Annotated in this window: 8 protein-coding genes and 1 pseudogene; 5 read left to right on the forward strand and 4 right to left on the reverse strand. The window is 71.5% G+C overall.

Going from position 1 to position 12,477, the window contains the following annotated elements:
- Positions 1 to 87: 87 nt before the first annotated feature.
- From RMT89_RS20725 to RMT89_RS20735, 3 genes and pseudogenes are all read right to left on the reverse strand, one after another.
- Complete coding sequence (locus RMT89_RS20725; protein WP_315885229.1) at positions 88 to 1,323, reverse strand: helix-turn-helix transcriptional regulator; 1,236 nt, start codon at positions 1,321 to 1,323, stop codon at positions 88 to 90.
- 79 nt (positions 1,324 to 1,402) lie between these two features.
- A pseudogene (locus RMT89_RS20730) lies at positions 1,403 to 2,099 on the reverse strand (AMP-binding protein); the annotation flags it as partial.
- Positions 2,096 to 3,760, reverse strand: coding sequence for an AMP-binding protein (locus RMT89_RS20735; protein WP_315885231.1), 1,665 nt, complete (start codon positions 3,758 to 3,760; stop codon positions 2,096 to 2,098). The gene RMT89_RS20735 and the pseudogene RMT89_RS20730, both read right to left, overlap by 4 nt.
- 114 nt (positions 3,761 to 3,874) lie before the next feature.
- Between RMT89_RS20735 and RMT89_RS20740 the strand changes: the two genes are divergently transcribed.
- The 3 genes from RMT89_RS20740 (at position 3,875) to RMT89_RS20750 (ending at position 9,403) form a co-directional block, all read left to right on the forward strand.
- Positions 3,875 to 4,705: a helix-turn-helix transcriptional regulator gene (locus RMT89_RS20740; protein WP_315885232.1), complete on the forward strand. Its 831-nt coding sequence runs from the start codon at positions 3,875 to 3,877 to the stop codon at positions 4,703 to 4,705.
- 395 nt (positions 4,706 to 5,100) lie between these two features.
- Entirely contained in the window at positions 5,101 to 8,391 is a 3,291-nt protein-coding gene (locus RMT89_RS20745) for an AAA family ATPase (protein ID WP_315885233.1), read from the forward strand.
- A 217-nt stretch (positions 8,392 to 8,608) separates the two neighbouring features.
- On the forward strand, positions 8,609 to 9,403 hold the full coding sequence (locus RMT89_RS20750) for a serine protease (RefSeq protein ID WP_315885234.1): 795 nt from the start codon (positions 8,609 to 8,611) through the stop codon (positions 9,401 to 9,403).
- A gap of 89 nt (positions 9,404 to 9,492) precedes the next feature.
- Here RMT89_RS20750 and RMT89_RS20755 read toward each other — a convergent pair whose 3' ends face one another.
- Positions 9,493 to 10,599 carry a winged helix DNA-binding domain-containing protein gene (locus RMT89_RS20755; protein WP_315885235.1) on the reverse strand — a complete coding sequence of 369 codons (1,107 nt, stop codon included), beginning with the start codon at positions 10,597 to 10,599 and terminating at the stop codon, positions 9,493 to 9,495.
- A gap of 192 nt (positions 10,600 to 10,791) precedes the next feature.
- Between RMT89_RS20755 and RMT89_RS20760 the strand changes: the two genes are divergently transcribed.
- Together RMT89_RS20760 and RMT89_RS20765 are read left to right on the forward strand one after the other, a co-directional pair.
- The gene (locus tag RMT89_RS20760) at positions 10,792 to 11,298 is read left to right on the forward strand and encodes a hypothetical protein (RefSeq protein ID WP_315885236.1); all 507 of its coding nucleotides are present in this window, start codon (positions 10,792 to 10,794) and stop codon (positions 11,296 to 11,298) included.
- Positions 11,256 to 12,386 (forward strand): magnesium and cobalt transport protein CorA, encoded by a 1,131-nt coding sequence (locus RMT89_RS20765; RefSeq protein ID WP_315885237.1) that lies wholly within the window; start codon positions 11,256 to 11,258, stop codon positions 12,384 to 12,386. The genes RMT89_RS20760 and RMT89_RS20765 overlap by 43 nt, the downstream gene beginning before the upstream one ends.
- Positions 12,387 to 12,477 lie beyond the last annotated feature (91 nt).

Below are 12,477 nucleotides of genomic sequence, written 5' to 3' on the forward strand. Positions count from 1 at the left end.
AAACTACGAGCCGCTACCAATGCGGGCCAGGCAAAGGCGTTGGTACTTTCCCGACACCCCGTCAAGAACTACCAGTCTGCTTGGTAGTTACCCCGCGATGCCCAGGTGGGACGCCATCTCGCGCATGTCCTGAGTCAACGTGCGTTTCCGGTTGCCCAGGATGTCCCGCATCACCCGCCGAGCCATCGTCTGATGCTTCAGCCACTCGGGGGACGTCGCCTTGATGCCCGTCAGCTCGTCCATCGCGTCCTGGTGTGACCCGAGCAGGACATGAGCCCGCGCCACGTCCAAGCGGTGCCGGTCCCAGTTGTTCGGGCTCGGCCGGCCGAGCTTCTTCAGCGCCTTGTTGCCCACGGGGCCATCGTCGGCCCGGCTGAGCACCCCCCGCGCGTCACCCATGAGCGACAGATCCTCGATCACCTTGGTCTCGGCCGTCACAGGCCCGAACGTACCCCAGTGCTCCCGGAAGTCCATGTGCTCCCGCCCCAGCGCACTCGCGGCCGTCGTCGCCATGCGCCGGGCCTCCCTGGCGATGTCCTGGCGGTTGTTCCGGATCGAAGCGGACGCCACACGCTGAAGCAGCTCGCCCCAGACCGCGAGCTGGGCGGGCGTGGCCTTGGACATGCGCGGCTCGACGTCATCGGCGGTACGGACGGCCAGTTGCTCGGCCTCGTCGAAGCGGTCCTGCCGCAGGAGCAGCCAGCCCATCCCCACAACGCCATTCGTGGCGAGCTGCACCAGACCAACCTCCCGCGCGTCCTGAATGCCGCGAGAGAGAGCGTGGTACGCCATGTCGTAGCGCCTGACCTGGGTCAGGTACTTACCGGCCAGCAGGAGCGCCCTGCCGCGCACGATTTTGGCGCGCTGCTCATCCTCCCCGCCATCGCTGGTTGCCACCGCTGTCTCGGCAGCGCGCAGGATGCCGGGCAGCTTCTTCGCGACGCTGTCGTAGCGGTCCGTGCGGTAAAGGGCGTGCTGATCGTCGATGTCCCGCTGGATCGCAGACAGGGCCATGGGCCGGTCCGGCTCCATGATCGTCTCGGACAGGCCGACAGGCGGCATGAGCGCCCGGCGCAACTCCATCAGGCGAGGGCCCTCGCTGGAGTCCACCTCAATGGGTGACGGCACCTCGGTGGCGAACAGGCTTGATGTCGTGGTGCCCAGGGCACGAGCCCACGAGTTCAGCATCTCGACCGAGGCGTTCCCGCCCTGCTCGACGATACGGACCATGCCGACTGAGGATCCGGAAGCCTCGGCAAGCTGCTCCTGCGACCAGCCCTTCAGGCGCCGGTAGTTCTTGACGTTCTCTCCGAGCGACGACATCGAATCACCTCCCAACCAGCGTACTGTGGATGGGGAATCCCATGCGGCGCTTGGCCTGAGGCGTGTACCGTCAAGCTGTAAAAGCCGAAGCAGTGGTAGAAGGGCACCGGCAGACACACCCGGTCCTGTTCGGTGTACGCGATCAACTCCCCGACGAAGTATCCGTTGTTGAGGATGTTGTGGTGGGAGAGCGTGGCGCCCTTGGGGAAGCCGGTGGTGCCCGAGGTGTACTGGATGTTGACCGGGTCGTCGCAGGACAGGTCCTCCGGGAGGTCGCGCGGGGTGGCGCGGGCGAGCAGCGCGTCCCAGCTCGGGTCACCGAAGTACACCGCCTCGCGCAGCCCGGGGCAGGTGCCCCGCACCTCGTCCACCATCGCCCGGTAGTCGCTGCTCTTGTGCCCGAGCGAGGCGAAGAGCAGGGAGATCCCGGCCTGGTTGAGCACGTACTCGACCTCGTGCACGCGGTAGGCCGGGTTGATGTTCACCATGATCGCGCCGATGCGGGCGGTGGCGTACTGGACGAGCACCCACTCGGGGCAGTTGATGGCCCAGATCCCGACCCGGTCGCCCTTGACGACCCCGCTCGCGAGCAGCGCGTACGCCAACTCGTCGACGTCCGCCATGAGTTGTGCGTACGTCCAGCGCCGCCCCGACGGGACGTCGACGAGCGCCTCCCGCTCGGGCCAAGTGGCGGCCGTGCGCGCCAGGTCGTCCCCGATCGTGGCGCCGAGGAGGGCGGTCGCGCCGGTTCCGTGCGTGTACGACAGTGCGGTCACCGGAAGTCCTCCTCGCGGTACTCGTTGTCCGAGCCGGCCGCCGTGGCCTCGCGCAGTTCGATCCGGCGGATCTTGCCGGAGACGGTCTTGGGCAGCGGCGCGAACTCCAGCCGGCGCACGCGCTTGTAGGGGGCGAGGACCTCGCGGGAGTGCTCGAAGAGGACCTTCGCGGTGTCGGGGCCCGGCTCCCAGCCGTCGGCGAGGACGACATAGGCCTTGGGGACGGCGAGGCGCAGCTCGTCGGGGGCGGGCACGACAGCGGCCTCGGCGACCGCCTCGTGCTCCAGCAGGGCGCTCTCCAGCTCGAAGGGACTGATCTTGTAGTCGGAGGCCTTGAAGACATCGTCACTGCGTCCGATATACGTCAGATATCCGTCTTCATCCCTGGATGCGACATCCCCGGTGCGGTAGTAGCCGCCCGCCATCGCCTCCGCCGTACGGTCGGCGTCGCCGTGGTAGCCGGTCATCAGGCCGACGGGGCGGGCCGACAGGTCGAGCGCGATCTCGCCCTCGTCCGCGCCGGGCGCGCCGGAGACCGGGTCCAGCAGTTCGACGCGGTAGCCGGGGCTGGGTCGGCCCATGGAGCCCGTCTTCAGGGGCTGGCCCGGGCTGTTGGAGACCTGGACGGCGGTCTCGGTCTGGCCGAAGCCGTCCCGGATGGTGACACCCCAGGCCCGTCGGACCTGCTCGATGACCTCGGGGTTCAGCGGCTCCCCCGCCGCCACGGCCTCGCGCGGGGGCGTGCGCAGGGCGGCCAGGTCGGCCTGGATGAGCATCCGCCACACCGTCGGCGGGGCGCAGAAGGTCGTGACGCCCGCCCGGTCCATCTCCGCCATCAGACGGGCCGCGTCGAAGCGCGTGTAGTTGTGCAGGAAGACGGTCGCCTCGGCGTTCCACGGCGCGAACAGGTTGGACCAGGCGTGCTTGGCCCAGCCCGGCGAGGAGATGTTGAGGTGCACGTCGCCGGGCCTGAGGCCGATCCAGTACATGGTGGCGAGGTGGCCGACCGGGTACGAGACGTGGGTGTGCTCGACGAGCTTGGGCCGGGCGGTGGTCCCGGAGGTGAAGTAGAGCATCAGCGGGTCGTCGGCGCGGGTCGGTCCGTCCGGGGTGAAGTCTGCGGCGGCCGCGTAGGCGTCCTCGTACGTCTGCCAGCCCTCGCGCGCGCCGCCGACGACGAGGCGGGTGTAGTCACCGGGCACCTCGTCGAACTTGCCGGTGTCCTCGGACCGCACGATCACATGCCGGACGTGCCCGCGCTCCACCCGGTCGCGCAGGTCGGCGGGGCCGAGCAGCGGGGTGGCCGGGATGACGACCGCGCGCAGCTTCATGGCCGCCAGCGCGGTCTCCCACAGCTCGGTCTGGTTGCCGAGCATGACCAGGACCCGGTCCCCGGCCCCGACGCCCCGCGCGCGCAGCCAGTTCGCGACCCGGTTCGAGCGGGCGGACATCTCGGCGAACGACAGCCGCGCCTCGGTGCCGTCCTCCTCGACGATGTGCAGGGCGGTTCGGTCGTTTCCGGCCGCGATGACGTCGAACCAGTCGAGGGCCCAGTTGAACCGCTCCGGCCGGGGCCACTCGAACCCTTCGTAGGCGGTGGCGTAGTCCTCGCGGTGCTCCAGCAGGAAGTCCCGTGCCCTGCGGAAGAGCTCTGTCGTCATCTGTCCTCCTCGTCACCGGACCATTGCCGGGCGGCTCCCTGCCATCGTGTAATCCGTGATGGAAGTCTCACTACCCCCGAACGGGGGTGTACGCCGCAGAGGAAGGGCGGGCAGTTGGCAGCGGATGTCACCGGAGCGGCGGAGATCAGCGGTGCGCTGGTCCGGCTGCGGCGCTCGACCGGGCTCCCGGTCGCGTTCGGCGGCCTGGTGGAGTCCACCCGCCCTCAGATGCTCATCAGCGAACTCAACGGCACCGCCACGCGCGCGCTGAGCCGGCTCGCCGTGACCTCCGGCACCGGACTCGGCGGCCGCGCGGTCGCCCTGGCCCGCCCGTGCGCGGTGACGGACTACTCCGCCTCGCGGCAGATCAGCCACGAGTACGACACCGCCGTCGCCGCCGAGGGCCTGCGCTCGGTCCTCGCGGTCCCGGTCGTCGTACGGCGCCGGGTGCGCGGTGTCCTGTACGGCGCCCTGCGCACGCCTCAGCCGCTCGGCGACCGCACGCTGACCGCGGCCGTGAACGCCGCCCGGGACGTGGAGCAGGCGCTGGTCGTGCAGGAGTCGGCGCGCGAGCTGCTGGAGGCGGCGCGGCCGGAGCCGGAGCGGCGCGGTGACGGGGCCGCGTGGGAGCAGGTGCGCGAGGCGCACACGGCGCTGCGGGCACTGGTGCCGCGGATCTCGGATCCGGGGTTGCGTGCGGAGTTGCTGGAGGTGTGTGGGCTGCTGACGTCCGAGGGGCCGATGGAGGGGGTTCGTCTGGCGCCCCGGGAGCTGGACGTGCTGGCCTGTGTGGCTGGGGGTGCGACCAATGCCGTCACCGGCCAGCGGCTCGGGCTGCGGGCCGAGACGGTGAAGGGGTATCTGCGTTCGGCCATGCGGAAGCTGGGGGCGCATACGCGGGGGGAGGCTGTGGCCGCTGCGCGGCGGGCGGGGTTACTGCCCTAGGAGACCACTGAGAATCTTGAAAACCCGCCCGACTTGCACCGGATTGCCCCGATCGACTTTTGCGGGCGAACCTGGGCGATTGGGGCGGCCCAAGCAAGATCTTCAGCACACTTCTAGGGCGCCTACGGGGGGCCGCGGTCTGTTCGGTTGCGGGTGCGGGCTCGTCGTGGCTGGTCGCGCCCGCGCGGCGGAGCCGCATATCGAGCACAGCCCCGCGCCCCTGGGTTCGCTGCCCTGCCCGGCGTTGCTACGTGACGTGCGCTCCTCCATTCATTCATCCGCGCCCTGAATTTCCCTATGCCCCCGCGCTGTTATTTCCCTCACCCGGCAGGAACTCCGAAATTCAAAGACACCTTGCCTAATATTGGCCAGGACACGACACACGGAGGGGAGCGGTGACCGTGCCACGCGACTTCACGGAGCCTGCCAGATCCCGCCCCGACCTGGTCATCGGCCGGGACGAGCCGTTCACGGCCGCGCGTGAGCAGCTCGCCCGGGGCGGCAGCGTCCTGCTCCACGGGCCCGCCGGAATAGGAAAGTCGACCGTCCTGCGGGCATTGGCCGCGGAATACGGCGAAGCGGCACGGACCGTGTTGCGCTGCTCGGCGACCGAGTCCGAATCCCATCTCCCCTTCCTCGCCCTCGCCGACCTCCTCGGCCTCGTCCTCGACGAGGTCTGCGACAAGCTGCCCGCCGCCCAGCGCACCGCCCTGGAGTCGGCGCTCACCGGCCGCGGTGAATCCACCCTCCAGCGCGACGGGCTCGCGCTGCGCCTGGCCGTCCTGTCCACCCTGCGTGCGCTCGCCGCCACGGGCCCCGTCCTGATCGTCGCCGACGACCTCCAGTGGCTGGACCCGGCCAGCGCCGAACTCCTCGGCTTCGCCGCCCGCCGCCTCGGCGACACCCCCGTCAGGATGCTGTGCGCCGCCCGGACCCAGGACGAGGAGTACGACCGTCATCTGCGCGCGTCCCCGCCGGACACCCTCGCCCTCAGGCTCGGCCCGCTCTCCCGCACCCAGGTCGCCGCCCTGCTCGACCACCGCGGCTACACCGGGCTGCCGCGCTCCACGGTGCGCGACATCCACCGCACCAGCGGCGGCAACCCCCTGTTCGCCCTGGAGCTGGGCCGCGCGCTCGCCGAGAACCCCACCCCGCCCCGGCCCGGCGAGCCGCTGCCCGTGCCGACCTCGCTGCGCGCCCTGGTGCTCAACCGGCTGGAGATGCTCTCGCCCGACGCCCGCCACACCCTCCTCGTGGCCAGCGCCGGCGCCCGCCCCACCCTGGCCACCCTGCATGCGGCCGGGCGCACCGACGCCGAGGCGGAGACCGCCCGGGCGGCCGAACTCGGACTGCTCGCGACGGAGTCGGAGGGCCCCGCCGTACGTTTCGCGCATCCACTGATCTCGGCGGCGCTGTACGCGGAGGCGCCCGCGCAGGAGCGGCGGGCCGCGCATGCCGCCCTGTCCACGGCGGCCTCGGACCCCATCGAGCGAGCCCGGCATCTGGCGCTGGCGACCACCGGCACCGATCCGGAAGTGGCCGCCTCGCTGGCAGAGGCCGCGGCGCTCGCCCGGGACCGCGGGGCGCCCTCGGTGGCCGCCTCGCTCGGCAGGCTCGCCGCCCGGCACACTCCCGCGGAGGGCATGACGACGCGGGTACGGCAATCCGGCGACGGCACCGCCGGGGGCGCGGCCTCGGGTGAGCCGCGATCCCGGGCCCACGGGACCGGGGCGCCCTGGGGCGAACCGGGCGCCATGGCCTACGACACCGGCGCGCCTTCGGGGGAACCCCAGGCCCAGGCCCACAACCCCGGCGCAGCCTCGGGAGAACCCCAGAGCGACGCCCCCAACACGGGAGCGGCCTCGGGAGAACCCCAGACCGACGCCCACGGGACCGGGGCGCCCTGGGGCGAACCGGGCGCCATGGCCTACGACACCGGCGCGCCTTCGGGGGAACTCCAGGCCCAGGCCCACAACCCCGGCGCGGCCTCGGGAGAACCCCAGACCGACGCCCACAACACGGGAGCGGCCTCGGGAGAACCCCAGACCGACGCCCACAACCCCGGCGCAGCCTCGGCCCAAGCGGGGGTCTTGGCCCATGACTCCGCCCCGGCCGAGCGGACACCCCTCAGGGCCCAGGACCTGCTCCTGCAGGCCGCCGAGGACGCGATCACCGCCGGTGAGCTGGACCTTGCCCGGGACATCGCGCGCGAGGTGCTCTCCCGGTCGACGGTGCCCGCGGAGCGGGTGCGGGCCTGGATCGTGGTGATCGAGACCGCGGGCCACGCCATGACCGAGGTCGACGCCGTCTTCCCGCAGGCACTGGCCGACGCGGGCGACGCCCCGAGGCTGCTCGCCCTGATCCACTACCAGCTGGCCTGGCGGGCACTGCTGGTGGACGGCGACTTCGACCCGGCCCGGGAGGAGGCCGCGTACTCCGCGGAGCTGGCCGCGCGGGGCGGCGACCGGTACACCGAGCTGATGTCGCTCGCCTTCCAGGCGCAGATCGAGACCCTGATGGGCCACCCGGACGCCCCCGCGACCATCAAACGCGCGCTGAGGGAACCTCAGGACCCGCGGGTGGCCTGCCATCACAACGGCGCCGGGTACGCCCGGTTCCGCTGGCTGGTGATGAGCGACCAGCTGCCCGAGGCGCGGGCCACCGTCACCGCGCTGCTGCGCGAGGTGCGGCGGCGCGGCTCGGTCGAGAGCGAGGTGCACTTCCTGCGCGGTCTCGCCGAGACCGAGCTGCGCACCGGGCACTGCGCCCGCGCCCTCGACCTCGCCCGGGAGAGCCTGCGGCTGGCCCGGGACACCGGCATCGGCGAGGTCGCCTCGGCCGTGCTCACCTCGCTCGCGGAGGCAGCGGGCGGCGAGGTGGACCGGGCGCTTGCGCTGGCCCGGGAGGCGCTCGACCACGCCGAGCAGGACGGCGACCAGATGTATGTCTCGCGCGCTTTGGCCGCCCTCGGCCATGCCCAGCTGGTGGCGGGGGACGCGCCCGCGGCGGTCGCCTCGCTGCGCCGGGTGCGCGAGCTGGAGCAGGGCCTGAACATCACCGACCCCGCGCGCGGACGCTGGCACGGCGATCTCGCCGAGGCGCTGGTGCGCATCGGCGAGACCGAGGAGGCGCAGGACGTCATCGACACGACCCGCGCCCGCGCGCTGCGCCTGGGCCGGGAGAGCGTGCTCGCCGTACTGGACCGCGCCGAGGCCCTGGTACGCGCGGCCCGCGGCGAAAGAGAGCCCGCCGCCGCCCAGTTGACGTCCGTACAGGACCGGCTGGCCAAGCTCGGCTACGGCCTGGAGGAGGCGAGGGCCGCCTTCGCCGTGGCGGCACTGCGCACCCACCGGCCCGGGCCGACCTCGTACGACGAGGCCGCCCGGCTGTTCCGGCGGTGCCGGGCGCTGCCGTGGCTGCGGCAGGTGGAGGCGGCCGCGGCGGCGCCCGTGCCCGAACCGGCTCCCGCGCCGACCACCGCCCTCGACGCGCTGGACTCGCTCGCCTCGATGGAGCGTCAGGTCGCGGCGCTGGTGATGGAGGGCGCGACGAACCGGGAGATAGCGGCCCGGCTGTTCATCAGCGTCAAGACGGTCGAGGCGACCCTGACCCGGGTCTACCGCAAGCTCGGGATCCGATCGCGCGTCGACATCGTCAGACTGGCGGCGGGCCGTTCCGGCAACTGAGATCCCCCGCGATTCACCTGCAGCGGGGGTTTGGCGGCGCCGACCGAGGGTTTTCCCTGCCCAACTCCCTTAGGGGGTTCCCTCATTGGGAAGGGGATCTCCGGGTTCTAGCGTAGGGGCGTGCCGCTCGCCGGGCACACGGGGGTCTGTCCCGAGACCCCCGTGCTTCACCCCCACACCCGCGCGACCCCCCACCGGCAACCCAATGAGGAGACTCATGTTCGGGCTCACCCGTGCCAAGAAGGCCGCCATCACGCTCGCGGCCACCGCCGTAGCGGCGGCCACCGCGCTGATCGGCGTCTCCCCCACCGCCGTCGCCGCTCCCCAGCCCATCGTGGGCGGTTCGACGACCACGACGACGTCGTACCCGTTCATGATGCAGATCACGGACTCCTCGCAGAACCAGTTCTGCGGCGGCACCCTCGTCTCGGCCACCAAGGTCGTCACCGCGGCCCACTGCATGGTCGGCCAGACCACCAGCAGCGTCAGAGTCGTCGGCGGCCGCACCTACCGCAACGGCACGAACGGCACCGTCAGCCGGGTCAGCAACATCTGGATCCACCCGAGCTACACCGATGCCACCAACGGCGACGACGTGGCGGTGCTGACGCTGTCGACGTCGATGCCGTACACCACGGCGCCCTACGTCTCCTCCTCGCAGACGGGCGTGTACGCGGCCGGCACCACCGCCCGCATCCTCGGCTGGGGCACCACCTCCTCGAACGGCAGCTCCTCCAACCAGCTGCGCACGGCGACCGTGCCGGTCGTGTCCAACTCCAGCTGTGCGAGCTCCTACGGTTCGGACTTCATCGCGTCCGACATGGTCTGCGCCGGATACACATCCGGCGGCGTCGACACCTGCCAGGGCGACAGCGGCGGTCCCCTGCTTGTCGGGGGCGTCCTGGCAGGGATCACTTCCTGGGGCGAGGGCTGCGCGGCGGCCGGCTACCCGGGCGTCTACACCCGGCTGACCACGTTCTCCAGCCTGGTGACCACGCAGGTCAACTCGTAACCCGGAAGGACTCCTGAGTACCCCTCAGGTGCAATACCAGGGGGCGTTGCGGGCCTCCACGAGCGGCCCGCAACGCCCCCGATCCATGCCTAGGGCAGGACTTTCCCGAAGCGGATGTCGTACGACGACTCCGGGTGCATGACCCGCAGCAGGTACGCGCCCTCCTCCAGGACCTCCGCGCGCTGCGCCCTGGTGAGGTCGCCGAAGGGCTCGATGACGAGGGCGTCGTCGATGATGCGCCAGACGCCCGCGAGGAAGCCGTCGACGAGGAACGGGCAGTAGACGGTGTTCACCTGCCAGGTGCGGCCCCGGTTCGCGGGCGGGATCACCCGGGTGCGGTCGGCGTGGGAGAGCAGGAGGTTGTCGAACTCGGGCAGGAAGCGGGGCGGGGCCGGGGTCTCGGGGTCGGGACGCGGGGCGTCGGGGAGGTCGAAGAGTTCGACGCCGTTCTCGTCGCGGAAGGTGGCCAGCTGCGGGCGGAGCCGTTCGAAGACGGGGCGCATCCGGGTCAGGCCGCACCAGGTCTGCATGTCCTTCACGGAGGCCGGCCCGAAGGCGGCCAGATAGCGCAGGACGGTGGCGTCGGGGGACGCGGCGGGCTCGGCAGGGCGGTCCAGCCAGTGCTCGACGGTGGTGAGACAGACCTGGGCGCTACGGCCCCACACACCACGCGGGGTGACCTGGACCAGCGGCAGCTTGCAGCGGGCGGCGACGGCCAGCGACTGCGGATCGGCGTCCGGCCACTCGACGCTCAGCGGCTCGCGCAGCTGCTTCATGGTGCGCGGCTCCTCCTCGACGAGGTCACGGGCGAGGGCGGCGAGCCGGTCCAGGTCGACGCCGACGAGGCCCTTGCGGAAGTAGTTGATCTCACGGTCCCGTGCGGGCTGCACCAGCGGACGCAGGGTGAGGCTGTCCTCGGCGGTGTGCAGATGGATGGTCGAGCGCATGGTGACGATCCGTACGACCTCGCGCCGCTCCAGCAGCCCGGCCGGCTCCTGCGTAGTGAACCCGTCGAGGCGGGCGGCGAGCGCGTAGTACGGCGGCTTGACCTCCTGGGCCTGGAGCCCGACCAGATGCTCCACGGCCGCCTTCGCGGACATCGGGGCGCGACGCAGCAGCAACTGCCGGTCGAGAGTCGCGCGGTTGAGGGCGCGGGTGCCGAGAACGGGGCCCTGGGCGGTCGTCGTCTTCGTCATGCTGTGCACGCTAGCGGCGCTTGCGGACATTCTCTGTCCTCAACTGCGCAACTGGCTACCGCGTGCAGATGGACACCGCCATCGGGGGTGCGGCCGACGTCCCGTACGGCAGCGTGTTCCGGGAGCTGCGGCCGCACGGCACCCGCTGCGTGACCCGTCGGTCGTCCTGCTGCGCATCGAGACCATGAACCGGTGGGAATCCAGGTCCGGTTCCCCGGCCGTGAGGTCGTCGGCATGGTGGTGACCGAGCTCAGCCACCGCCCGCTGCGCCCGTTCTTCCAGTCGCCGGACACCCGCCTCGACACGAAGGACGGGCTCATCAGGCTGCCCGAGGTGGCGCTTCCTCGCGGCGCCCACTACAAGGTGCTGGCGGTCCTGGAACGCGAGGCGGGCCACATCGCCGAGGACTCCCCCGCCCGGCGGGTGATCGCGGGCGTCGTGGGCGGGGTACGCGGCAGGGCCGTCCGCGCGACCCGCGGCAGGATCGCGAGGGCACGGCAGGGCGTGGTGGAACGCGCCCGCTCCGGGCAACCACCCCAGTCACCACCGCAACCGGATCCGGCCTCCGGGGAGGACAGGCGTGAGCGCGACGACGATTTCGGTGCCCGGTATAGCCTGCTCGGCGATCACCTGGCGTCGGCCGAGAGGCAGCCACGATGTCGAAGAACAACCGTAAGTCCGTCTGGCGTCGCGCCCTGACGCCCCCGGCCCCTCCCCCGGGGCCCACGCAGCAACCGGCCGGGCCACCGTCCCCCGAGACGGAACCGGCGAGCATCGTCCAGGCCGTCCTGTACCGGGACGGAGTGCGCGTCTCCTCCCCCGCCACCCTCGCCGAGACCTACCGCGAGCTGCGCGACCAGCCCTGCGGCATGGCGTGGATCGGCCTCGCCCGTCCGACGGAGTCCGAACTCCTCTCCCTGGCCGCCGAGTTCGATCTGCACCCGTTGGCGGTCGAGGACGCGATGGAGGCCCATCAGCGCCCGAAGCTGGAGCGTTACGGCGAGACCCTCTTCGTCGTCCTGCGCGCGGCCCGCTATCTCGACGCGCCGGAGGAGGTCGACTTCGGCGAACTGCATGTCTTCGTCGGCCCCGACTTCGTGATCACGGTCCGCCACGGCGCGGCCCCCGACCTGTCGGCGGTCCGCCGCCGTATGGAGGAGACGCCCGAGCTGCTGAAGCTGGGCCCTGAGGCGGTCCTGTACGCGATCCTCGACGCGGTGGTCGACGGCTACGCCCCGGTCGTCGCGGGCGTCCAGAACGACATCGACGAGATCGAGACGGAGGTCTTCCGGGGCGACCCGGAGGTCTCCCGCCGTATCTACGAACTCTCCCGGGAAATGGTCGAGTTCCAGCGCGCCACCCGCCCCCTGGTCGGCATGCTGCACGGTCTGATGGCGGGCTTCGCCAAGTACGGCACGGACGAGGAGCTCCAGCGCTACCTCCGGGACGTCGCCGACCACGTCACCCACACCAGCGAACGCGTCGACGGCTTCCGCCAGGCCCTGACCGACATCCTCACGGTGAACGCGACCCTGGTCACCCAGCAACAGAACGCGGAGATGCGGGCGTTGGCGGAGGCGGGCTTCGAACAGAACGAGGAGATCAAGAAGATCTCGGCGTGGGCGGCGATCCTGTTCGCTCCGACGCTGGTCGGGACGGTCTACGGCATGAACTTCGAGAACATGCCGGAGCTGGACTGGAGCTTCGGATACCCCTTCGCCGTCGGCCTGATGGGGCTGGTGTGCGTGAGCCTGTACGTGATCTTCAAGCGGCGGGACTGGCTCTGAGACCGTCGTTCAGTGTGAGGTGGGCCGCCGGGCGAGGTGTCAGCCTTTGGGGCTGGTCCTTTTCCCAGCGGCCTCCTCCCGAACCCGTCGT

The sequence above is a fragment of the Streptomyces sp. P17 genome (assembly GCF_032436805.1).
Taxonomy (GTDB): Bacteria; Actinomycetota; Actinomycetes; order Streptomycetales; family Streptomycetaceae; genus Streptomyces.